This window comes from Synechococcus sp. R55.3 (genome assembly GCF_047461975.1).
GTDB lineage: Bacteria > Cyanobacteriota > Cyanobacteriia > Thermostichales > Thermostichaceae > Thermostichus.
In genome coordinates, this window is the sequence record NZ_JANSIG010000046.1 from 1 (window position 1) to 23,386 (window position 23,386).

Sequence of the window (23,386 nt, forward strand, 5' to 3'; positions counted from 1 at the left end):
AACCATAGGCTACCACGAGATTGGCAAGGCGCTCTGGGTGTTATGCTCAGAGCTTTGCGGGATACCGCCTTTCTGTTTGGACTCCGTCCCGCTGACGCGGTCGCGTTAGCGTCGCGTAGCGACAACGGAAACGGACAGAATGCTATCGCTTCACCGTTGAGCAGTAATGGTCAGCAGTGTTCAGCGTAAATGTATCAGCAAATGCTGCGGTTGCAACTGGACAAGAGGTGAAGGGATCCCTGCCCTCAGTCTAGGATGATGCGCAGGCCGCTACCCGAGGGAGTCGCCGGTTCAGGGTTGGGCACAATCCGCAGCCCACTGCCGGAGGGCCGGGTCACCGTGTTGTCGATGTTCACAAGGAAGGTGTTGGATTGGCCGTCCCGCTCATACACCACCACGTCGTTGCGGTTGAACTGGGAGCGACAGATGATGGGGGAGTTGTCGGCAGCAGTAGCCGCACTGCAGCGGTAGCCAGGGGCAGAGACGATCTTGCCTTCTTCATCGATGGAAAAAGGAACTGCAGAGGGCAAGATTGGAGAAAAGACCGGCTGGTCGGGATTGAGGATCACCGAGCCACCTGTGCTGGGTTCTACCACGATCCCCCGCCCGTCGATGACGATCCGCTGTGCTTGGGCGGGAGAGATGGCCAACGGGCCCAAGAGCAAAACCAGGCTCAGGCCGAGTTTGAAGGGGAAAAGCGGGTTCATCGGACATCTCCTTTTGCCAAGGGCCATGACAGCTTCCAGGGATCCGCCAACGATCCTTGCAGGGGATGGATCCCTGGCTCAACTTAACTTGATCTTGACTTGATCTTGACTTGATCTTGGCCCAGATGTCGGGCCGAACCCAGGGCGGAAGCCGTCACCTCTGTTGCCAAGATGGGCACTTTGCCGTCGGCTCGACTACCACAGCCCCGAGCGGCCCAACGCCAGCCCGACCACCAACATGCCCAACACCAAAAAGGGCTGCGCGCTGGCTTGGTATTTCACATCGTTGTTCAAAGGATCCCGCAGCAGGTACATATCTTGGAAGGTTATTTGCGGGATGATCAGCAGCACCAAAAGGGCCGCGTAAAGTTTTAGGCCCGCCCCCAGCAAAAATGAGGCCATGCCGAACTGAAATAGGTCGATCATCAGCACCGAGATCCAAGCGGCCCCCATCGCCCCAAACATCACCGGCAAAGAGGCCAAGCCAAACTGCCTATCCCCCTCGACGCTTTTGAAATCGTTGACCACGGCAATCCCCAGCCCGGCCAAGCTGTAGATCAGCGTCAGGATGCAGACCGTCCAGTTTAGCTCGCCGAACAAGGCGTGGCCTGTCCACCAGGGCAGGGCGATGTAGCTGGCACCAAGGGCATAGTTGCCCAGCCAGCCGTTGCGCTTGAGCTTCAGGGGGGGCGCCGAGTAAATGTAGGCAATGAGGGCTCCCGCCAAGGCAATGCAGGTGATCACCGGGAAGTCATGGCCCGTGTACCAGTCCAGAGCGTAGGCCAAGCCCAACCCCAAGATCAGCAGCACCCAGATTTGGATAACCACCCGCTGCAGAGAGATGGCCCCCGAAGGGATCGGGCGGTAGGGCTCGTTGATGGCGTCGATCTCGCGGTCGTAGTATTCGTTCACCGTTTGGGTATAGCCCGTCATCAGGGGGCCCGCCAGAATCATGCCCACCAAAATGAGAGCCACATTCTCCCAAGTCCAGGTGAAGTGACCGGAAGATGCCGCCCCCGGAATCAGACCCCACACCAAAGGGATCCAGGTGACAGGCTTCATCAGTTGCAAGTGCAACTGCCAAATGGAGCGAGACTCCACCTCTGCTCCTTTCATGCCCAGCAGTTGACGGACACGCTGCGCATTCGACCCGCCGGTGCCAGGGGATCCCTTGCCGGGATCCGAGTCTGGGGCGGCTTCTTCTGAAGCAGCTCCTTCTGCTATGCTGGGCTCCGCAGCAAAGGCCATCTCAGCCGCCACTTCCGGCAAGGAGGGATCTTGGGGGATCTTTTCGCTCATGGTGAGGTGCGCAATCCAACTGCGATAACGGGGATAACCACCCCCATTCAGAGACATCGTGACATACTCCCGCACTCATGCTGATGCATAGAGTACGAGCTTCTCAGTGACTCCTGTTAAGGACATTTCCTGAGCTTTAAGAACGGGATGCCCCACCGCTCTGTGTTTACCATAGCAAGGGTTTCCGCCTTTCATCCTGACCCTCATGCTGATACATAGAGGGCGTCGCTTCTCGGCGGTCTAGCTGACCGGATTCCTCAAACAAGAGGAGAGGTTGACGTTCTCCCCACGGCTAAAGCCAGAGGATCCGTTCTCAGCCAGCAAAACAACTCCCACTGACTGAGCTACACCGAGCATGTGGCTTATACCGCAGCACCGTGGGGGACGCCAAAGCGCTTCGCGCCGCCAAGGCGAACGCACCAGCTACTGGGATGTGGAAACACCCCAGATACTTCTACTTCACCTTCAGCACTGCACCTTTCTATAAATGGGTGGAGCGATACTCACATCCTATCAGGAGACGGTAGCTTATCCCTAGGCATAAATGCCGGGGCCTGAGCCGCCGAGTTTTCGGTCAGCTCGCAGTTCCGGGCCGTCTACACAATCTGTGCCGTCACGAATAGGCGCTGATGCTCGGCTGGGATCCGCTCTTTCTCTTGGGCCGGGATCACCAGGGGAGGTTGCCGAGTGTAGTTGACAGGATCCCGAAACCAAGCGCGGCTGTAGGTGTTGTAGAGAAGGGGACGGGGGGCAGGGGAGCGATTGGCCCGACCCAGGTGAATCAGGCGGTAGTCAAACAGGAGGCAGGATCCCTTGGCCAGGGGCGGATCGACAAAGGGCATCTGCTGGGCGAGCTCGGTATAGTGGGCATCGAAGACCGCATGGCTGCCGGGCCAGAGACGGGTCATGCCGTTCTCTTCGTTGACCTCCACCAGAGGAATAAGCAAATTCAGGGCATAGCAAGGAATGATCGCATCCAAGGTCTCGTCGCCAAACAGATGAGACAGATCCCGGTGAACTTGTTGATCGGCGGATCCCGGCAGAGAGACCACCGCCCCCAGCCCGCTCAAGATTAACTCTGGCCCCAAAATCCGCTTCAGGATGGGCAAGATCAAAGGATGGGCATAGAGGAGGGGATCGTTGAAGGGGCCCTCCAGGCGAACCGTTACCATCACCCGTCTATTGCCCACTAACAGGGCATCGGCGTGGTTTTCGTGGGTGCAGTAGTGGCTGTAGGTGGCCAGAAAGCTGCTGTGCAACTTGTCGATGAGCTCGGGGGGAAAGATCTCCGGCAACACCAGATAGCCCTCTGTGGAAAACAGTTCAAAAGCCTGCTCTACGGTCTCTGGATCCGGCTGCTGGAGCTCCTGTAAGGACTCCGTCCCGCTGACGCGAACCGCAGGGCTGAAGCGCAACTGGGCCAACATCGGCTAGGTCTCCTGCAAACTGGCCACAGCCATTAACATGCCCCGCGCTTTGTTCAGACATTCTTGATATTCCCGCTCCGGATCCGAGTCGGCTACAATACCTGCCCCTGCCTGCAAGCTCACCTGGCCCTGATGAACCAGCAGGGTGCGGATGGTGATGGCGGTGTTCAGTTGGCCAGAAAAGTCGTAGTAGCCATAGGCGCCGGCATAGGGCCCGCGGCGGCATCCTTCCAGCTCATGAATAATCTGCATGGCGCGGATTTTGGGGGCGCCGGTAACAGTGCCGGCAGGGAAGGTGGCCCGCAGCAGATCCCAGGCGCTGTACTGGGGATCCAGCCGCCCCACCACGTTGCTGACGATGTGCATCACATGGCTGTAGCGCTCGATCTGCATCAGGTCATCCACCTGCACAGATCCCAGTTGGCAGACCCGTCCCAGGTCGTTGCGGGCCAGATCCACCAACATCACATGTTCGGCCCGTTCTTTCGGATCTGCCAACAGCTCTTGCTCTAACTGCCGGTCTTCCTGAGGGGTGGTGCCACGGGGGCGGGTGCCGGCAATGGGGCGCACGGTGGCGATGCGGTCTTCTCCCACCCGGCTGAGTTTGACCATCACCTCTGGGCTGGAGCCGATGAGGCAGAGATCCCCAAACTGCAAAAACGCCATATAAGGGGAAGGGTTAATCAGCCGCAACGAGCGGTAGAGGCAAAAGGGATCCCCGGCAAAGGAGATGGTAAACCGCTGCGAGAGCACCACCTGGAAGATATCTCCGGCGCGGATGTAGTCCTTAGCCCGTTCCACCGCTTGGCAGTAGGCCGGGCGGCTCAGGGTGCTGGGGGGGATTTGTTCGCGCCAGCGGGACGGAGTCCTTTCCGACAGGTGGGGCTTCCAGTTGAGGTGCAGATGGGCCAGGGAAAGAGGAGCGCTGAGCTGCTGCATCAGCTTTTCCACCCGCCGGCAGGCTTGGGCATAGGCTTCCTCGGCAGCGTGGTGACGGGTATCGGCGAAGGCCACCACCCAGATCTTGCGCTTCACCTGGTCAAAGAGCAGGATGCTGTCCACCTGCATCAAAACGGCATCAGGGGGATCCCCCGGCTGCAGGGGGTGGATGGGCACCTTGGGCTCAATCCAGCGAATCAGCTCGTAGCCCCAGTAGCCAAACAGGCCGCCGATGCTGCTGGGCAATTCCGGCAAATGCACCGGCTCATAAGGCTGCAAGCAGCGGGCCAAGATGGCAAAGGGATCCCCTTGGTGGTGCTCCTGTCGGCCATCGCGGTAGCGCTGTAGGGCTTGATCTCCCCGTATTTCCAATACCCACAGGGGGTCGCAGCCCAGGAAGCTGTAGCGGGCTACCTGCTCCCCCCCCTCCACCGACTCCAGGAGAAAGTTGTAGGGCTGGCCAGCACAAACCCGATACCAGGCAGAAACCGGCGTTTCCAAATCCGCCACCCATTCCTGGTACACCGGGATAAAGTTGCCCTGCTTGGTGAGGGCAAGAAACTCCTTCAAGGGAGGGTAAATCATGGCCTGCAACTTTTGTGCTTTTCCTGACTCTACCCCAGACACGGGATCCCAAGGGCGTGTGGATCCCTCTGGATTGCCCGGTTGCAACAGCGCCGAAAACCATTAAGCTGAGAGCGGCTCTACTCTCGGGATCCCTTGCCATGCAAAACCCATCTCAGGTGATTCGCGAGCGCCTGCGCTATCAAGGCCATAAATACACCTTCGTCAGCCAGCGTTTGCGTTTTCCCAACGGCAAAGAGGGAGAGCGGGAGTACCTCATCCATCCCGGGGGGGTGGTGGCCGTGCCCGTCACTGCAGCAGGCAAGTTCGTCTGCATTCGTCAATATCGCTTTGCGGTCGCTTCCTATCTTTACGAATTCCCGGCAGGCACAGTCGAGCCAGGGGAGCATCCCGATGACACCATTCGCCGCGAGCTGGAAGAAGAAACGGGCCTGCGTGCCCATCGCTGGGATCCCCTTGGCCAATTTTATTTGTGCCCCGGCTATTCCAGCGAGATTATGTATGCCTATTTGGCGCGGGAGCTGGAAGTGCTGGATTCCCCTCCCGATAAGGATGAGGATGAAGATATTACCGTAGTGGAGTTTTCTGCTTCTGAGCTTACAGAAATGGCCCGTTTGGGAATGGATTTAGACAGCAAGTCCATTGCCTGCTTTTGGCGGGCCCAATTGTTTTTGGCTGCCGAAAAATAGAGCCCTCCGTCGGGGGGGGGCTGCCCCTTGCTCCTGGGGGATCCCTTTCAAATTGGCGGGGCGTCGTTCCAAGCCGACTTTGTTGGCTACAGAGGAAGCTCCAGGCTTTTCACCCTAACTTGGTAGCCCATTGCCAGGCGAGATCAAGGTGAGATCGAGGTTGCGTTCGACATAAAAGGGATCCCTGTATCCCGGCTGTTTGGTTGACTGGGAGAACCTTGGAGTCCTTTAGAATTTTAGGGGCGAGGAGTGAGGAAATATGCGGAAGCTGTTGTGTTCCTGTGGTCGAATAGCCTGGGGAGCGGCCTTGGCTGCCACTCTACCGGTTGCTGCTGTTCCTGCCTATCCCCAGCCTGTGCTTCCGCTGCTGCCGGTTCCTTCTGAGGGCGGCGCTGCTCGAGGTGGGGTTGTGGCTTTATTCAATCAATCCATTTGGTGGGATTTCATTCGCGGCAATCGCGGTGAAAACCTGCGCCTGTTCCCGGCCAGCCTAACCTCTCCATCTCGCCAGGATGTGGTGGCTGTGTTTCAGATTCAGCGGCAGCCCACCGTAGAGCCGGTGGTGCGCGTTCTCAGCTTCGAGCATCAGGGGGGGTATAGCTTTCGTCTGCTCCACACGGCTGAGCCGATCCCAGGACGGTTGGTGGAGGCTCACCTGCGCACGGACATTACCTCCAGCCCACAGCCCAAGTTGGTGCTCCTCACCGAGCGAGGGGGCATCAGCCTGCTGCGCTCTGTCTTGGTCTTGGAACACCGGCCTGAGGGACTTGTGCCACTGCTGAGCGTGACGGATCTGAGCAATGCCAGCCTGCGGGTCAGCCCGCAAGGGATCCTGGTCATCTCAAGCCCGCCAGGTGCCAGCCGTGATTTGAGGGCTACCCTCTACCAATGGGAGGGAGATGGCTTTGTCCGCCGAGATCTGTAATCTGCTGCGCGTCTGTCTGTCAGCGAGGTCTCGCGCGGAGCGGATGTCCGTCATGGCTATCGCTACCCTTGCCAGCAAGCTCCCAAGCTGGGGGCTTGTCCCACCTGCCAAAGGAACAGGCTTTCGGCCCCAAGGGGATGAATGCTCCAGGGATCCAGGCCAGACCCAAACCACCCATAGGGATCGACGGCAGCTGGTTGGCCGGAGTTGGTGTTGTCGAAGCGACGCACCTCGAAATGGAGATGGGGCCCGCTGGCACAGCCGCTGTCTCCCGATAGGCCGATGACTGCTCCTGCGGCCACCACTTGCCCCTCCTGCACCCCAACTTGGCTGAGGTGGGCGTAGAGGGTTTCCCAGCGGGGAAGGGTTCTTCTCTCTGCTCTCTCCCCATCGGAGAATTCTGGCTCGTGCAGAAGGCGCACCCGCAACCCCCTGACCGGTCGGCCCAAGCCGGGGCAAAAAAACTCCGGCTCCTCACGGGCCACGGTGACCCGACCGGCGGCAGCGGCCAGGATCGGGGTGCCCACCGGCATCTCCCAGTCATAACCGGCATGGCCATCGCTTTTGCCACAGGGGTGCAGCGGGTCGGGGATCCAAACCTGGCCTTGCCCACTCACAAACCGTCCGTTGCCATCCCTCTCCCCCAAAGGCAAGTCATGGTCGAAGAGGTTGGTGACAGGAAATTCCCCAACAAAGGGCTTGTGCAAAAACGGCCACTGGGGCGGCGGCGGATCCCCATAAGCAGAACGATATTTTTCCAGCTCCAGCCGATAGTCTTCCAGATCCTGACGCTGGGCGGGATCTTCCGTGTGCTGCTGCAACAGATCCACCAGCTGCAGGGCCTGAAGCCAGTCCTGGCGCTCCACAGCACGAGCCAACTGGGCGTACACCCCCACCCGGGATCCCTGCGGCGAAGACGGGGAGGAGACCTGAGGAAAAACGGGCGAGATGTTTACGAATTGATACAATAGACAGCAAAATATCAGCAGTGTCACCGTTAGCGGTGGTGACATCCCTGCCCAGAGGGCCATCCCAAGTAGGCCGGCCTGCAAGCAAGCGGGTTCATTCTTGGCTTCGGGCTCTCTCTTGGGGCCATCCGCTTTTTCCCTCAGCCGCCGTATGGGTTGCAAGGAGACAGAGCGGCTTCGCTTAACCACTCTTCGGGAGTTTCTCATGCGTTGGTTCTCGTCCTCTGGTGTTCTCGTCAGCCTGCCTTTCCAGTCTTCTGTTGGGCGAAGTGTTCTGCCCCTGTCTGGCTCGATTTGGCAGCGGCTGGAGGCCTTAGCTCTGGGTTTGCACATTCTGTCTTTGCTTTTTGGGTTGGCAGGGTTGCTCTGGGTTGTACCCCATCCTGAGTGGGTGGCCAGTTTGCCCCCCATTGGCATTCAAGCTTTCTCCTTGAGCATGGGCAATGGCGGCGTGGCCTACATGGTGTTCGGTGCGCTGGCGGCAGCTCTGATGGGATCCCGGCTGTTGGGGATGCGGCGCCTGTTGATGTTTTTGATCCCGGCGGTGGGCATTTCCTTGGGCAGTGAGCTGTTGGGCACCAGCACCGGGATCCCCTTTGGCAACTATGGCTACCTGAGTGGGCTGGGCTATAAGATTGCCGGGTTGGTGCCTTTTACCATCCCTCTGTCTTGGTTTTATGTGGGGTTGTCGTCCTATTTGTTGGCGCGTGTGGCTCTGCAAACCCAGCGCCACTGGTTGATCCACTTCGAGGCCATCATGTTGGGGGCCCTGCTGCTCACCGCTTGGGACTTCGTGCTGGATCCGGCCATGACCCGCGGCTTGATCCCGTTTTGGACGTGGTTTCAGCCGGGGCCCTTCTTCGGTATGCCGCTGCAAAACTTCGGGGGTTGGATGCTGACTGGGGCTGCCTTCATGACGGTGGCCAATCTGCTGTGGGGGGAGGATCAACCCATCCTTGACCGCCGCCAGTTGGTGGGGCCGCTGGTGCTCTATGTAGCTAATTTTGCTTTTGCCCTGTTGATGAGCCTGGGATCCGGCATTGTTGCGCCGGCGGGGTTGGGCCTGTTGTTGGGGTTGGGGCCCGCTTTGGGGCTGTGGTGGAGTGCAGAGACTCCATCCCCCTATCGCGACCAGCCTGTGCCGCCTTCCCATCCTGAACAGGACTCCATCCCGCCATTGCAAGCGGTCGAGGGAGAGGCAGGTCAAGCCTGGGATACTTTGGAGGATCCCGGTTGGGTTGGCGCGAAATAAACTGGCCCTAACCTTTCCTCGGCGAGATCCCCCAGTTGTCCAGGCCATGAACTTTTGCAGCGACAATGTCACAGGCGCCTGTCCTGAGGTGATGGAAGCCCTGTTGGCCCTCAACCGGGGATCCGCCATGCCCTATGGAGGGGACGAATGCACAGCGCAGGTGCAAAGGCTGTTTGCCGAGATCTTCGAGCATGAAGTGGCAGTGTTTCCGGTGGCAACAGGATCTGCTGCCAATGCCCTGGCCCTTTCGGTGCTCACCCCACCCTACGGGGCGATTTATTGCCATCCCGAGGCCCACATCAATCTGGACGAATGTGGAGCGCCAGAGCTGTTTACAGGTGGGGCCAAGTTGGTGGGGATCCCAGGGGAACAAGGCCGTATCGACTGGGGCAACTTAAAAACGGCCCTGGAGCGGGCGGGGTTTGGGGTGGTTCATCACGTACAACCTGCCTGCCTCAGCCTGACCCAAGCCACCGAGGCTGGCACCCTCTACTCCTTGGAGCAGCTCAGATCCTTGGCGGATTTGGCCCATCACTTTGGCCTTAAGGTGCATATGGATGGGGCCCGCTTTGCCAATGCCCTGGTTGGTTTGGGCTGCACCCCTGCCGAGATGACCTGGAAAGCGGGGGTGGATGTGCTGTCCTTTGGGGCCACCAAAAATGGAGCCTGGGCTGCGGAAGCGGTGGTGTTTTTTCATCCAAATCAGGTGGGCGATTTTGAGTTTCGCCGCAAGCGCAGTGGCCATCTGCTCTCGAAGATGCGCTTTTTGTCTGCCCAATTGCAGGCCTATCTCCAGGATGGGGTGTGGCTGCGCAATGCCCGCCATGCCAACGCGATGGCCCAACGGTTGGCGCAGGGACTGGGATCCCTGCCGGGAGCCAAGTTGGTGTATCCTACCGAGGCCAATGAGGTTTTTATCGAGCTGCCGGAGCCGGTTCTCCAGGCCCTAGAGGGAGCGGGGTTTCGGTTTTACCGCTGGCTGGGGGAAGGTCACCACTTAATCCGCCTGGTGACGGCTTTTAACACTTTGCCCGCAGATGTCGAGCGCTTCTGCCAGGTGGCTCAGCAAGCCAGCCGTTTGCAATAGGCGGACGGAGTCCTTCAAGCTGACCAGGGATCCCCCTGGCCAAAGGCCTGAGCATCCCAAGGGATCCCTGAAGGCTGTTCATCGGCTGGTCAATCCTTAAAGTGGGTGCTGTCGCGACCGGGCTTTTTCTCCAGGCAGGGCGAGGCGGAAGTCGATCCCGTTTTCTTCGAGTTGTCCTGTAGCAAACCGATCAGCAGGCAGGCCACCCCAAGGTTGATGGCCACATCGGCCACGTTGAACACCGGAAAGCGGATCCAGACCCAATTGAAAAAATCCACCACATAGCCGTTGACGAAGCGGTCGATGCCGTTCCCCACGGCTCCTGCCCACACCAAGCCATAGCCGGCCTGTTCCCATCGGCCCAGGATCCCGCCGCGAATGGCCAGCAGCGCCAACGCCAGCGCCACCCCCAGCGAGATCCACTTCAAGAGCTCTGCCGAATCTTCAAACAGGCTCCAAGCAGCGCCGGTATTCTCCACGTAGGTGAGGTGAAACACCCCTGGCCACAGCTCAATCTCTGGCCCCGGCAGCAGCCGTTCCACTGCCCAGTGCTTGGTCGCCTGATCCAAGATCACCCCCAGGATCCCGGCCAGCCAAAAGCCTTTGTTTTTCATGTCGTCTTGGCCTCAATCACGTCCACCGGCAAGAGCGCCCCGATGAGCACTTTTCCCATCCTGACATGCTGCTCTTCTGCCGGCTCATTGCCCAGAAGCTCAAGGGCGGAGCTCTGGACTCGAAGTTGGGCCTGTAACGGGATCCAACACCGGTGAGTGGCCTCAGAAGCGATTGGCCGCCTCTGGCTTGAGAGGAGCAGCAAGAAAACCGTCCAGCTTAGGCAACTGGACGGGGATCCCCTGGGGGTGGACAGGATTGGCTACCGCCCCTGCTGCTCCAGGGAGCGGCGCAATTCGCTGGCCATCTGCATGAACTCTTGCGGGTTGCCCGCTTTGCCGTAGGAAGAGCGATCCTGAACCTTTTTGCCGCTGCCTTGGCGGGTGCGGGTGCTGAGCAAAGAGCTGGCCATTTCCATGAACTTGGCAGGATTTCCCTCGCTGCTGCCCCGCACGAGAGGGGCGCGTCCGGCACGAGTGACAGCCATAGATACCTCAATTTTCACAAATGAAATGCTTGTTACATTTTCTCACAAGGGCTCTGCGATCAACCAGGGCCAGCGTTTCTTTGCTGTTACAGCGACTCCGGCCAATGCTTGGGGATCCTTCTAAGCCGCAAACCTTGCCTGAGGTTGGAAAGAGCCATCAGCGAGTCGTGGTTTTCTCTTGGGTCAAGTGATGGATCAGCCAAATGGGGAGCACCGTCAGGCCAATCACCCCCAGAGCCACCACGCTGATCACCGGGCGCTGCCGAGGCTTGGTGAGCTGGCTAAACACCCAAATCGGCAAGGTTTGCTGCTGGCCGGCGGTGAAGGTGGTGACGATAATCTCATCGAAAGACAGGGCAAACGCCAGCAGGGATCCCGCCAATAGGGCCGAGGCCAGTTCGGGCAGAAGGATGTACCGAAAGGTTTGCAGAGGATTGGCCCCCAAGTCGGCAGAAGCCTCCAGTTGAGAGCGTCCCATGCGGCGAAACCGGGCCAGCACGTTGTTGTACACCACCACCAGACAAAAGGTGGCATGGCCGATAACAATTGTCCAAAAGCTGAAGGGGATACCCAGCAAATGGATCGCCGAGCGCAAGGCAATCCCGGAGACAATACCTGGCAAGGCGATGGGCAGCAACACCAAAAACGAGATCGTCTCGCGGCCAAAAAATCGGCTGCGATAGACTGCTGCTGCCGCCAGGGATCCCAGCACCACTGCCACTCCGGTAGCCAGCAAAGCCACCCGCAAAGACAAAAACAAGGCCCGCCAAATATCGGCCCGCCCCCAAGCCACGGCAAACCAGCGCCAGGTCAGCCCCGGCAAAGGGAAGCGCAAGGTCGCCTCATCGGGGCTGAAGGCATAAAGGACGATCACCAGCAGAGGAAGATGGAGAAAGAGCAGCACCCCCAGCGAGAACAGGATCCAAAGCCATTGGCCGATGGGAAAAGGGCGAATCGGCATGGATGAGGGAGAATACAGAGCTGGATGGGGAACAGTCTACAGGTAGAGAAATGGTCTGTGAAATCTACAGGTAGAGAAATGGTCTGTGAAATAGCCTTGTAGGGAAGCAGCCTTTGGCAAGGACTTTAGATTGCTTGGCCGACTTTGGAGCTCCAGTCGAGCAGAGCATCCCAAACCCAGATTAAACTCGCAGCATGATCGCGTTTTTAAGCGGCCACCTTGTGGCCATCGAATGGGGAGAGCGCAGCAGCCTCACCGTTGAGGTGCAGGGGATCGGCTATCGCGTCAAGGCCCCAGGACGTTTTCTCAAGCAACTGCCTGCAGTGGGGGAGCCCGTCCGGGTGTTCACCCATTTGGTGGTGCGAGAGACTGAGCTGGTGTTGTACGGGTTTGGCTCGCCAGCTGAGCGGGACTTGTTTGTGGAACTCATCAAAGTCTCGGGGGTGGGGCCGGCTTTGGGCTTGGCCCTGCTGAATACCTTCAGCCTGCCGGAGCTGGTGCAGGCGGTGGTGACCGAAAACGTGCGCCTGCTCTCCCTCACGCCGGGGGTAGGCCATAAAACGGCCCAACGGCTGGCCCTGGAGCTGAAAACCAAGCTGGCCCACTGGCGACAGGGGGTGGGAGTTGCGGATCAACCCTTGGCCGGGGGGCCGCCCATGCCCATCCGAGAAGAGGTGGAAATGGCCTTACTGGCCCTGGGCTACAGCACTCAGGAAATTCAAGCTGCCTTGCAAGCTCTGCCCACTCACCCCCGCCCAACGGAAGACTGGCTGCGGGATGCCATCACCTACCTGAGCCAGCAGCCATGAAGCACCGCCGCATTGCCATTCTGGGCGGAACCTTCAACCCTGTGCACCATGGCCACTTGATCATGGCAGAACAAGCTCTTTGGCAGTTTGACCTGGATCAGGTGCTGTGGATGCCCGCCGGGGATCCCCCCCACAAGCCTCTGGCCCCTGGCGCCAGCAAAGCCGACCGCTTGGCGATGGTCAAGCTGGCCATTGCCGACCACGAGCGCTTCGCCTGCTCAGAGCTGGAGATCCGCCGTTCGGGGCGCTCCTACACCATCGAGACACTGCGCACCCTCATCCAGGAGCAACCCAATACCCAGTGGTACTGGATCATCGGCGTGGATGCTCTGCGGGACCTGCCCCAGTGGTATCAAGCGGAAGAACTGGCCCGCCTCTGCCATTGGATTGTTGCCCCACGGGTGGATGCCGGCGATGCCGCCCAGGTGCTGCAGGCGGTAGCCGAAAAGTTGCCCATCCAAGCCCAAATCCTGGAAGCCCCTACCCTGACGCTCTCTTCCACTTACCTAAGGCAGCAAATCCAAAAGGGAGGGTCTATCCGCTACCTGGTGCCCCCTGCTGTGGAGCACTATATCCGTCAGCACCGCCTCTATCTGCAGCCCTAAAGGAAAAAAGGGGGCGGATCCCCCCGAAGGGGGAACCAGAAAAAGGAGAAGCGTCGTGAACCTGAGTCTTGAGACGTTTCCAATTTCTAGGGATCCCCCCGAAGGGGGAACGTCTACGAACGCCGCCTAGAGAAGAGCGCGGCTAGGTGTACGTGTGGTTTCCAATTTCTAGGGATCCCCCCGAAGGGGGAACATCCGACTAGCTAACTCTTGGCTAAGTGAAGGCTGGTTTCCAATTTCTAGGGATCCCCCCGAAGGGGGAACTAATTGAGATGAAATAGGTTAAAAACCTAAAGCACCCTGTTTCCAATTTCTAGGGATCCCCCCGAAGGGGGAACACTATCAATAAGATCCAGCTCAACTCTAGCCAAATCGATTTCCAATTTCTAGGGATCCCCCCGAAGGGGGAACTGTGATCATGGTTAGCCTCCCTTTACAGGGATAAAAATTTCCAATTTCTAGGGATCCCCCCGAAGCGGAGCTTTAAAGTCGAGGTCGTAGATGTATTCATAGACCTGATAAAAATTTCCAATTTCTAGGGATCCCCCCGAAGGGGGAACTCGAGCAGTACTACGCAGTGGTTTACCACCACTGTGACCACGGTTTCCAATTTCTAGGGATCCCCCCGAAGGGGGAACGGCTGCCGTATTGGCAGCCTTTGTTGAAGACTAGAGTCCGAGTTTCCAATTTCTAGGGATCCCCCCGAAGGGGGAACTGCCAATGTTGCGGTTAGTGTCTAATCTGAGTATTCAGAGTTTCCAATTTCTAGGGATCCCCCCGAAGGGGGAACACCAGTTCCTCGATTTTGTCCTGGAGGCTCTGCGAGCCGTTTCCAATTTCTAGGGATCCCCCCGAAGGGGGAACTGACCTCGAGTAACTAGCCCCTCCCCAACACACCCAGGAGGTTTCCAATTTCTAGGGATCCCCCCGAAGGGGGAACAATTTGCCTGAGAACGGGTCGTGTAACCCATCTAGACCGTTTCCAATTTCTAGGGATCCCCCCGAAGGGGGAACAATTACCGCCAAGGCAAAAGACAAATCGCCGAGCCAGGTTTCCAATTTCTAGGGATCCCCCCGAAGGGGGAACACTCATAGTCCAGGACGAAACCTTCTACGTTATAGAGAGTTTCCAATTTCTAGGGATCCCCCCGAAGGGGGAACTCGGCAGCAACGGGCGCAGGCTGAAGCCGCACTCCAACGTGTTTCCAATTTCTAGGGATCCCCCCGAAGGGGGAACAGGAAGAATAGCATGACCTAAACTTTTCTTTCCAAACCACGTTTCCAATTTCTAGGGATCCCCCCGAAGGGGGAACAACAAGATCTCGAGCGGGCATACGAGAAAGTGACTAAAGTTTCCAATTTCTAGGGATCCCCCCGAAGGGGGAACATTAATAATTTAACAGAGTGAGAACGAGTATTTTTAAGTTTCCAATTTCTAGGGATCCCCCCGAAGGGGGAACGTGTTCGCCCCAGAACATCGAGATCGAGGCGGAAAGCCCCTGTTTCCAATTTCTAGGGATCCCCCCGAAGGGGGAACGTGCAGTCCTACCAGCATGGTAGCCGGCGTCTCTACCTAGTTTCCAATTTCTAGGGATCCCCCCGAAGGGGGAACAATAAATCTGCAGGGCAAGCGCTCTTGCCCTTTTCTTCGGTTTCCAATTTCTAGGGATCCCCCCGAAGGGGGAACTTACAACTGAATAATTCTGGGTAACTCCCAGATTTGGGGCTCTGGTTTCCAATTTCTAGGGATCCCCCCGAAGGGGGAACTTAGAAAAGTTGTAGACCTTGTTGAAGTCGATACGACTGATGTTTCCAATTTCTAGGGATCCCCCCGAAGGGGGAACCTCTTCCCAAACAGCCATAACAGCCATTTTTTGAAGTTTCCAATTTCTAGGGATCCCCCCGAAGGGGGAACTTAGAAAAGTTGTAGACCTTGTTGAAGTCGATACGACTGATGTTTCCAATTTCTAGGGATCCCCCCGAAGGGGGAACCTCTTCCCAAACAGCCATAACAGCCATTTTTTGAAGTTTCCAATTTCTAGGGATCCCCCCGAAGGGGGAACTATCTATAACCCATTCACCAAACAGTTCATTCAACGAAGTTTCCAATTTCTAGGGATCCCCCCGAAGGGGGAACCCTAACATCTGGACCTACGTATACGACCCCACCTACAGTTTCCAATTTCTAGGGATCCCCCCGAAGGGGGAACTCGACTACTAGCCAGTAGCCACAGAAGCGTTCACAAACGTTTCCAATTTCTAGGGATCCCCCCGAAGGGGGAACGTCTTTAAGTTGTCCTCAATCCACTGATCGTGTTCTGTCAAGTTTCCAATTTCTAGGGATCCCCCCGAAGGGGGAACCACCTGCCTATAGGAGGATAATCATGGAAGCTAAATTGTTTCCAATTTCTAGGGATCCCCCCGAAGGGGGAACATCTGGCTCAGCGGGAGGAATAGCATGAACTAACTCTCTTTCTGTTTCCAATTTCTAGGGATCCCCCCGAAGGGGGAACCAGCCCCGAATACGACGTATACCAAATAGACGTATGTGGAGTTTCCAATTTCTAGGGATCCCCCCGAAGGGGGAACACCAACTTGGGTGGTTCGTAAACAGGTTTACCGAAGTTGTACGGTTTCCAATTTCTAGGGATCCCCCCGAAGGGGGAACGGTCCTGGGTTAGACCTCCACCGCAGACTGTGAAGTCATCGTTTCCAATTTCTAGGGATCCCCCCGAAGGGGGAACACGACCTGCTCAGGTCGTGTGCACCAATTGATTATAGCCCGTTGTTTCCAATTTCTAGGGATCCCCCCGAAGGGGGAACTGCAGCGCTACTCGTACATCACTACTTGTGCGCGAATACTTCACGTTTCCAATTTCTAGGGATCCCCCCGAAGGGGGAACAAATTGCCGGGAAAACAATGTATTGGAACCACCAGAAGGTTTCCAATTTCTAGGGATCCCCCCGAAGGGGGAACAGCATAAAGAGCGGGTACTGGTTCAGATTAACAACTACCGTTTCCAATTTCTAGGGATCCCCCCGAAGGGGGAACTCCGCGGTCAATGGTGACTACATTGTGGCCATTCCTCATGTTTCCAATTTCTAGGGATCCCCCCGAAGGGGGAACGTAAAGGACAAGAAACTTTACTTAGCGCCCAGAGATTTTCGTTTCCAATTTCTAGGGATCCCCCCGAAGGGGGAACCCGCTACATTTATGGGAGCAAGCGCTTGTATATGCGCCAGTTTCCAATTTCTAGGGATCCCCCCGAAGGGGGAACATGAACTCTACTTCTTCGCGACTCCAAAGAGTCGTGCGTTTCCAATTTCTAGGGATCCCCCCGAAGGGGGAACAAGCACCGAGCTGTATACACCGACCCAAGTGGGGAGGTGTGTTTCCAATTTCTAGGGATCCCCCCGAAGGGGGAACGGTCGTTCAATGTACTGGTGTGCCCAAAGACAGCGTTGGGTTGTTTCCAATTTCTAGGGATCCCCCCGAAGGGGGAACATCCAAGTTGAAGGAGGTAGCATCCCAACCTAGACCACCGCGTTTCCAATTTCTAGGGATCCCCCCGAAGGGGGAACTTCTTGGCATAACTGATACTGAATAGAGTACTCAGTGATATTAGTTTCCAATTTCTAGGGATCCCCCCGAAGGGGGAACAGAGGCAAAAGATCTCTATGAGTGGGCCTCCAAATGTATGGAAGTTTCCAATTTCTAGGGATCCCCCCGAAGGGGGAACAATGGCTGATTGTCTCCATGAGTGCATGATCTTCGAAGTTTCCAATTTCTAGGGATCCCCCCGAAGGGGGAACTCCAGAAGCGCCAGCGTGCGCAAGAGTGGGCCCAGGAAGCCGTTTCCAATTTCTAGGGATCCCCCCGAAGGGGGAACCTCTTGTAAATATCGCAGAACGTCTCGGTGTTGATATCACGTTTCCAATTTCTAGGGATCCCCCCGAAGGGGGAACGAGAGTTTCTTAAGTATAAACCAGAAGTGTTAAACGTTTCCAATTTCTAGGGATCCCCCCGAAGGGGGAACAACACCACCCCTATTAAACCCAAGCAGGGCAAGGAATGCAAGACCCATTTGCGAGGGATCCGGAAAAAAGTCGGCAAAAAGAGCTGCGGCGAGGGGGTTTTGGGGCTGGAAAGCCTTGTGGCGCAAGGCATCGAGGGATCCGACGAAAGAATCGGCCTTTGCGGCTTTTGGCGGATCGCTCGCGGAGGCGTTGATACCGTTTGGGTGTTGTCTTGGAAACAAGGGTGAGTACCCGAGCCTCAACCGGAGTTTGCGGGGCTTGGCGATTGCCCAAGGCGTGCCCCCTAGCCGCGGGTGTAGCCGGCTGGGGGATGAAAGCAGATACGATGTTTTCAACTTTTCACAGTCGGAGAAATCTCATGAAAAAGTGGATTGCCTCGGCTACAACCCTACTCTGCTGTGTGCTTGTCCTGGTTTTGTTTTGGCCCCATGTTACCTCTGCCCAGAGGCAGACTCTCAACCTCTACATCTGGTCAGAATACATCGATCCCGACATCCTCACCGCCTTTGAAAAAGCCACCAATAGCCGCGTGCTGGTCAGCGTGTACGAATCCAACGAAGACATGGTGGCCAAACTGCGGGGGGGAGGCACCAGCCAGTACGACATTGTTGTTCCCACCGACTACATTGTGCCCAACATGTTGGAGCTGGGACTGCTGCAGCCTCTCAACAAAGAATTGATCCCCAACCTAAGCAACCTGGGCGAAAAATTTGTCGGCCTGCCCTTTGATCCAGAAAACACCTACACCGCCGCCTATCAGTGGGGCACCACCGGCATTGGCTACCGCAAAGACCGCCTGCCCGAAAACTTTGAACGCTCTTGGGGATTGATTTTCGACCCGCAGCAGCAGTATGGCCCCTTTGTGATGATCGATGAGATGCGATCCATGATCGGCGCTGCTGCCGTTTACCTGGGCTTCGATATGAACACCACCGTTCGCTCCGAACTGCAGCAGATCCAGCAGCTTTTGATCGACACCAAGCGCCGCAGTGCCGGCCTAATTGGGGGCGTGGGGGGCAAAAACCAACTGGTTTCTGGAACGGCCAATGTAGCCATCGTCTACAGCGGCGATGCCCTGCAAGCTGCCGAAGAAAACCCCAACATCGGCTATTTTGTCCCCCGCGAGGGTGCCCACATTTGGCTGGATGTAATGGCCATTCCCGCCCAGGCCCCCAACCCCGAGCTGGCCAATCGCTTCATCAATTTCATCCTGGATGCTGAAGTCGGCGCTCAACTGAGCAACCACAACCGCTTCGCCACCCCCAACGCTGCAGCTCTGCCCATGATCAACCCAGAAGATCGGCAAAACCCGGCCATCTACCCTGACGAAGAGGCCCTTGCCAAACTCACCTACCTTAAAGTGCTGTCAGGGGAAGAGCTGCGCCTCATCGACGCCCTCTGGACAACCGTGAAAAGCAGCTAGGGATCCCTTGTTAGCTCTCGACACAAAACTTGACACTTTTTAATATCTGAGCCACATTAAAGATGTCACCCGTTGATGGAGCTAAAACCATGGAGAACCAAGAAGCTAAGTTCGGCTTCACTACCTTCGCCGAAAAGTGGAATGGCCGTTTGGCAATGCTGGGCTTTGTGATTGGCGTTGCGACCGAGTTGCTGACCGGCCAAGGGATCCTCTCTCAAATTGGCCTGATGTAATCCCAGTAGACCCAAGACACCGCTGTAGATCTTTGCTGTAGATCTTTACAGGCCTGGCTGCGGCCAGGCTTTTGCATTGCTTCCGAATGCAACAGGCATGAAAATTTCTGCTGCATTGCTTCCTAACTCCCCTCTCTCTGGGAGAGGGGGTGGCCGCGGAAGCGGCGCCGAGCCTTTGGAATCTATCCTTCCAGATCTCGCAAGTACTGGCGGATATCAGCCAAGATGCGTTCTAGGTCTTCTGGGGCCTGGAGAGCGCGTGCCCATTCTAGGTCATGACCGCCTTGGGATCCCTGCTGGGCCAGCGCCACTCCTAAGTGTTCCAGCTCGCGAACCACTTGGCAAAAAGCGTTGGCTCCCACGTTGGAGCTGGCTCCTTTGAGGCGGTGGGCGATCCGCCGCATTCTTTCTGCGTCGTAACCGGCAATGGCTTGGCGCAGTTGCGGCAGCTGGTCTTCACAATCTTGGATGAACACCTGCAGCAGCTCCCGCTGAAACCCCCGATCCCCGCCGGAAACCTGATCCAGGTAGGCAGAGTCGATGGGGTAGGGCTGGGTGGGAGAAGAGGGATCCCGGCTCTCGGCGGGGGAAGCTGGAGAGGCTGCTTCAGAAGCGGCTTGGTTGGAGGATCCCCCTGCAGACTGGGCAATCACCTGGCTCCAGTGGTTGAGCAACCTTTGCAAATCTTCCTTCAGCACCGGCTTGCTGAGATAGTCGTCCATACCTGCCTGCAGGCAGCGCTCCCTATCCTCCTGCATGGCGTTGGCCGTGATGGCAATCACCACTGTGCGGTGGCCGGATCTCCGTTCCTGTTGGCGTAGGCGGCGGGTGGCCTCGTAGCCATCCATCACCGGCATCTGACAATCCATAAGAATGAGGTCGTAGCTGACCTTCTGCAGGAGATCCAACACCTCCTGACCGTTGGCCACCACATCGGCCTTGTAGCCCAAACTCTCGAGCTGGCGCAAAGCCACCTTTTGGTTGACGGGGTTATCCTCTGCCAGCAAAATGCGCAGGGACTGCTGGGGTCGGTCGGCCATAGGCGTCGTCTGAGAGAGAGGGGGGCCAATGCCCAAAAGAGAGGTGGAGAGGCCAGAAGATTTCCCCAGGGCCATGGCCAACGCCTCCTGAAGGCGGCTTTGTTTTACCGGCTTAACCAAGTAGGCGGCAAAGCCGATTTCGGCAGCGCGGCGGGAGTGCTCCCCCAGTCCCAGGGAGGTCATCATCACCAGTTGCGTCTCGGCCAGTTGCGGATCTGCCTTGATCCAGCGGCCCAAGGTCTCCCCATCCACCTCTGGCATTTGCATATCCAAAACGGCCAGGGAGAAGGGTCTGCCTTCCCGAACGGCTTGGCGCAGTTTGTCCATAGCCTGATAGGCATTTTCGGCCTCTTCCACCACCATTCCCCAAGCCGTGGCCTGGCAGCGCAGGATCTTGCGATTGGTGGCATTGTCGTCCACCACCAACAGTCGCTTGCCCTGCAAATCCACCGGGACACGAGCAGAAGGCTGGGCAAGCTGCTGGGCATAGGGCTGCCGCTCCAGAGTCAGCTCGACGCTGAAGGTGCTGCCCTGTCCCTCCTGGCTTTGCAACGAGATGGTTCCCCCCATCAGTTCTGTCAGTTGTTTGCAGATGGCCAAGCCCAGTCCCGTACCTCCGTATTTGCGGGTAGTAGAGGCATCCACCTGGCTAAACGGTTGAAACAGCTTGCTCTGCGCCGCCGCCGGGATCCCGATTCCGGTATCTCTCACCGAGAGCTTGAGGTGGACATGGGTAGCGGTTTCTTGCAGCACCTCTGCTTGGATCACCACCTCTCCTCGGTGGGTGAACTTAATGGCGTTGCTTACCAAATTGTTGAGGATTTGCCGTAGTCGCGAGGCATCTCCCCGCAGGTAGCGCGGCACTTCCGGTGGCATGAGCACCGCCAGCTCCAATCCCTTGGCGTGGGCAGTGGGGGCAAACAGATCCGCCACCTCTTCCAGACACGAGCGGAGATCGAAATCCAGGATCTCCAGCTCCATTTCCCCGGCCTCCAATTTGGAGAAGTCCAGGATGTCGTTGATGAGGGTGAGCAGCGCATCGCCGCTGACGCGGATGGTCTCTACAAAGTCCCGCTGTTCTGCATTGAGGGGGGTCTCCAGCAGCAGGCCCGTCATCCCCAACACCGCGTTCATGGGGGTGCGGATCTCGTGGCTCATGGTGGCTAAGAAGCTGCTTTTGGCCTGTGCAGCCTGCTCAGCTGCTTTGCGGGCCTGCTCCAGCTCCAGGCTGCGCTTTCTCTCCCGTTCCAAAAGGGCTGCCTGGGTGAGGGCAATGCCAATTTGGTTGGCCAACTGCGACAGCAGCTCCATCTCAAACGGCTGCCACTGACGCGGGCCAGAGCACTGGTGGGCCAGCAACAACCCCCACAACTGCTGCTCCAAAAACAGCGGCACCACCAAGTTGGCCCTGACCTGCATTTTTTGCAGCAGCTCTAGGTAACAAGGCTCCAGTCCTTCACTTTCCACATCGCTAACAACGCGAACGCGGCCCTGGCTGTAGAGCTGGGCGTACTTTTCCTGAAAACAGGGATCCTCGATCACCTCTCCCAGCAAGGAGGGGATCCCCGGCTGAGTTTTCTCTTTGGAGATGATCCCAGAACCATCCGGCTGGAAGCGGTAGACCAAGACTCGGTCGGCTTTGAGCAGGGCTTGGATTTCTGTTACCGTCGTCTCTAGGATCTCGGCGATATCCAAAGATTCGCGGATCTTCAAGCTGAGATTGGCTAGCAACTGAGCCCGGCGGTTTTGCCGCTCCAATTCCTCTGCCGCTTTCTTCTGCTCAGTAGTGTTGCGGAAGATGCCTCGCGTAGCCACCATCACTCCATCTTCAAAGCGGCAGTTGACATTGCCCTCCAACCAAACAGTTTCACCAGTGGCCGTGAGGAAAGCTGTCTCTACCCTCTCCAGTTTCTCCCCTGCTAGAAGCTTCTGGAAAAGAGCCTGGCAGTGCTCCCGGCAGTCGGGATGGAGAATGTCGAAGAGGGTCATTTGATAGACCTGAGCTTCGTCGTAGCCCAAGGTCTCTTTCCAAGCGCGGTTGACATATAAAAAGTGCCCTTCAGCATCCACGCTTTGGATGAGGTCAGTGGCATTTTCAAAGAGATCCCGGTAGCGCTCTTCACTTTCTTTCAAGGCCAGCTCCGCCAGCTTGCGGTCGGTGATGTCGATGCCAGTGCTCATGAGAAACTCTGCCTCACCGTTGGCACCGATTAAGGCGGTATTGGTCCAGTCAATCAGCCGCAGTGCCCCTTGCTTGGTGCGCCAAAAATTCTCATGGCGATTCAAAAAGAGGGAATAGTTGCCCTTGAGCTGTTCAAAAGCTTGCTTCACACCAGGCACATCTTCCGGTGGGATCAAACCTAAGTCCCATACCAGCCGGCCCTTGACCTCTGCCAGCGAGTAGCCAGAAAGCTGCTCGGCAGCGCGGTTGAAGCGCAAAATGTGTCCCTCAGGATCCAGAACCACCACCAGCGCCCCTGCCGTATCGATAACCGCGTTGGTAAAATCTCGCTCTTGCTTGAGGGATCGCTCTGCCTTTTCCCGCTCAGCACTTTCTCGGCGAATGAGGGAGTAAACAGCAGCCAAGATGCAGCAGGTAAACGTTAGACCCGCTAGCAGGATGGCATTGGTGCCGCTCCAGGCTAGCTGAAACTGATCGCTACTTTGCTGCAGCCGGCGGTGATCTTCCTCTTCTAGCGACGCTACCACGTCGACAATCCGCTGCCTCAATTTTTCCTCTTCCTGACTTTGCAGCGCTTCTTGAACCGCAGATAGCTCCCCTTGCTTCCTCAGCTCAATCAAATCATGGTTGAGTTTCAGCCACGGCGCCAGCAGCAGCTCTAGCCGGCTCAGGTGCTCTTGCTGCACGGGATCCAAGGCCGCAAATTCCTGTAGCTGATCCAGAAGAGCAAACAGCGAATCGGTGCTTGTCTGATAGCTCCGTAAGAAGCTCGCATTGCCTGTAAGGAGATAGCTGCGCTTGTGGACTTCTGCGGTCTGCACTTCTCTTAGCAGCTTCTCTAGAACCTCGTGCTTTTCTAGAAGCTGGGTTACCTCCCTGTTGATCTGGGGCAGACGGGAAGCAGCGCGGTGGGCGGAGTAGGCGATCCCTGCCAAGATCAGGGCAGCCAGGCCAAAACCAGCGCCAACCTTGAAAAGAAGTCCGCTCTTACGGGCAGACTTGTCCTCCTTTGACCTTTGGGCCGGCAGCAGGGGGGTCTTGGCCAGTTCCCTCAAAGTACGGCGCAGCTCCAGTTGGGCCACCACCTGATGGGCCAGGGCTTGTAATTGCTCCAGTTG

Annotated in this window: 17 protein-coding genes, 1 pseudogene and 1 CRISPR repeat array; of the genes and pseudogenes, 9 read left to right on the forward strand and 9 right to left on the reverse strand. The window is 57.3% G+C overall.

Features of this window, described 5'->3' with window-relative positions; genetic code table 11:
- Positions 1 to 189: pseudogene (locus NW849_RS08580) on the forward strand (RNA-guided endonuclease TnpB family protein); the annotation flags it as partial.
- 56 nt (positions 190 to 245) lie between these two features.
- Here the strand turns inward: NW849_RS08580 and NW849_RS08585 are convergent.
- From NW849_RS08585 to trpE, 4 genes are all read right to left on the reverse strand, one after another.
- The gene (locus NW849_RS08585) at positions 246 to 707 is read right to left on the reverse strand and encodes a hypothetical protein (protein ID WP_414357243.1); all 462 of its coding nucleotides are present in this window, start codon (positions 705 to 707) and stop codon (positions 246 to 248) included.
- Positions 708 to 902: 195 nt separating this feature from the next.
- Entirely contained in the window at positions 903 to 2,063 is a 1,161-nt protein-coding gene (chlG, locus tag NW849_RS08590) for a chlorophyll synthase ChlG (protein ID WP_414357244.1), read from the reverse strand.
- A 539-nt stretch (positions 2,064 to 2,602) separates the two neighbouring features.
- Positions 2,603 to 3,433, reverse strand: coding sequence for a phytanoyl-CoA dioxygenase family protein (locus NW849_RS08595; RefSeq protein ID WP_414357246.1), 831 nt, complete (start codon positions 3,431 to 3,433; stop codon positions 2,603 to 2,605).
- A 3-nt stretch (positions 3,434 to 3,436) separates the two neighbouring features.
- Positions 3,437 to 4,957 carry an anthranilate synthase component I gene (gene trpE, locus NW849_RS08600; RefSeq protein ID WP_414357248.1) on the reverse strand — a complete coding sequence of 507 codons (1,521 nt, stop codon included), beginning with the start codon at positions 4,955 to 4,957 and terminating at the stop codon, positions 3,437 to 3,439.
- Between the two features lie 140 nt (positions 4,958 to 5,097).
- Between trpE and NW849_RS08605 the strand changes: the two genes are divergently transcribed.
- Together NW849_RS08605 and NW849_RS08610 are read left to right on the forward strand one after the other, a co-directional pair.
- Positions 5,098 to 5,646, forward strand: coding sequence for an NUDIX hydrolase (locus NW849_RS08605; RefSeq protein ID WP_011432186.1), 549 nt, complete (start codon positions 5,098 to 5,100; stop codon positions 5,644 to 5,646).
- A 259-nt stretch (positions 5,647 to 5,905) separates the two neighbouring features.
- A complete protein-coding gene (locus tag NW849_RS08610) occupies positions 5,906 to 6,571 on the forward strand; it encodes a hypothetical protein (protein ID WP_414332047.1) in 666 nt (221 codons plus the stop codon).
- Positions 6,572 to 6,633: 62 nt separating this feature from the next.
- On the opposite strand, the gene NW849_RS08615 is transcribed toward NW849_RS08610, so the two are convergent.
- On the reverse strand, positions 6,634 to 7,584 hold the full coding sequence (locus NW849_RS08615; RefSeq protein WP_414357250.1) for a M23 family metallopeptidase: 951 nt from the start codon (positions 7,582 to 7,584) through the stop codon (positions 6,634 to 6,636).
- A 160-nt stretch (positions 7,585 to 7,744) separates the two neighbouring features.
- On the opposite strand from NW849_RS08615, the gene NW849_RS08620 reads away from it, so the two are divergent.
- Together NW849_RS08620 and NW849_RS08625 are read left to right on the forward strand one after the other, a co-directional pair.
- Entirely contained in the window at positions 7,745 to 8,791 is a 1,047-nt protein-coding gene (locus NW849_RS08620; protein ID WP_414357251.1) for a carotenoid biosynthesis protein, read from the forward strand.
- Positions 8,778 to 9,878 carry a threonine aldolase family protein gene (locus NW849_RS08625; RefSeq protein WP_414357252.1) on the forward strand — a complete coding sequence of 367 codons (1,101 nt, stop codon included), beginning with the start codon at positions 8,778 to 8,780 and terminating at the stop codon, positions 9,876 to 9,878. Before NW849_RS08620 ends, NW849_RS08625 begins: the two co-directional genes overlap by 14 nt.
- An 89-nt stretch (positions 9,879 to 9,967) precedes the next feature.
- On the opposite strand, the gene lspA is transcribed toward NW849_RS08625, so the two are convergent.
- The 3 genes from lspA to NW849_RS08640 all read right to left on the reverse strand — a co-directional run bounded on the left by lspA (position 9,968) and on the right by NW849_RS08640 (position 11,938).
- Complete coding sequence (gene lspA / locus NW849_RS08630) at positions 9,968 to 10,492, reverse strand: signal peptidase II (protein WP_414357254.1); 525 nt, start codon at positions 10,490 to 10,492, stop codon at positions 9,968 to 9,970.
- 260 nt (positions 10,493 to 10,752) lie between these two features.
- Positions 10,753 to 10,977, reverse strand: coding sequence for a hypothetical protein (locus tag NW849_RS08635; RefSeq protein ID WP_414357256.1), 225 nt, complete (start codon positions 10,975 to 10,977; stop codon positions 10,753 to 10,755).
- Positions 10,978 to 11,134: 157 nt separating this feature from the next.
- Complete coding sequence (locus NW849_RS08640) at positions 11,135 to 11,938, reverse strand: ABC transporter permease (RefSeq protein WP_414357258.1); 804 nt, start codon at positions 11,936 to 11,938, stop codon at positions 11,135 to 11,137.
- A gap of 194 nt (positions 11,939 to 12,132) precedes the next feature.
- Between NW849_RS08640 and ruvA the strand changes: the two genes are divergently transcribed.
- The 4 genes from ruvA (at position 12,133) to NW849_RS08660 (ending at position 19,046) form a co-directional block, all read left to right on the forward strand.
- Entirely contained in the window at positions 12,133 to 12,747 is a 615-nt protein-coding gene (ruvA, locus tag NW849_RS08645) for a Holliday junction branch migration protein RuvA (RefSeq protein ID WP_414357260.1), read from the forward strand.
- Entirely contained in the window at positions 12,744 to 13,352 is a 609-nt protein-coding gene (gene nadD, locus NW849_RS08650; protein ID WP_414357261.1) for a nicotinate-nucleotide adenylyltransferase, read from the forward strand. Before ruvA ends, nadD begins: the two co-directional genes overlap by 4 nt.
- A 75-nt stretch (positions 13,353 to 13,427) precedes the next feature.
- A CRISPR array of direct repeats spans positions 13,428 to 17,389; the repeat unit is 36 nt; unit sequence GTTTCCAATTTCTAGGGATCCCCCCGAAGGGGGAAC.
- A gap of 359 nt (positions 17,390 to 17,748) precedes the next feature.
- Positions 17,749 to 18,813, forward strand: a complete 1,065-nt coding sequence (locus tag NW849_RS08655; protein ID WP_148202683.1) for a spermidine/putrescine ABC transporter substrate-binding protein — start codon at positions 17,749 to 17,751, stop codon at positions 18,811 to 18,813.
- Positions 18,814 to 18,875: 62 nt separating this feature from the next.
- Positions 18,876 to 19,046, forward strand: a complete 171-nt coding sequence (locus NW849_RS08660) for a chlorophyll a/b-binding protein (protein ID WP_414331192.1) — start codon at positions 18,876 to 18,878, stop codon at positions 19,044 to 19,046.
- Between the two features lie 182 nt (positions 19,047 to 19,228).
- On the opposite strand, the gene NW849_RS08665 is transcribed toward NW849_RS08660, so the two are convergent.
- Positions 19,229 to 23,386, reverse strand: a 4,158-nt coding sequence (locus NW849_RS08665; RefSeq protein WP_414357263.1) for a response regulator, incomplete at its 5' end; no start/stop codon positions are given.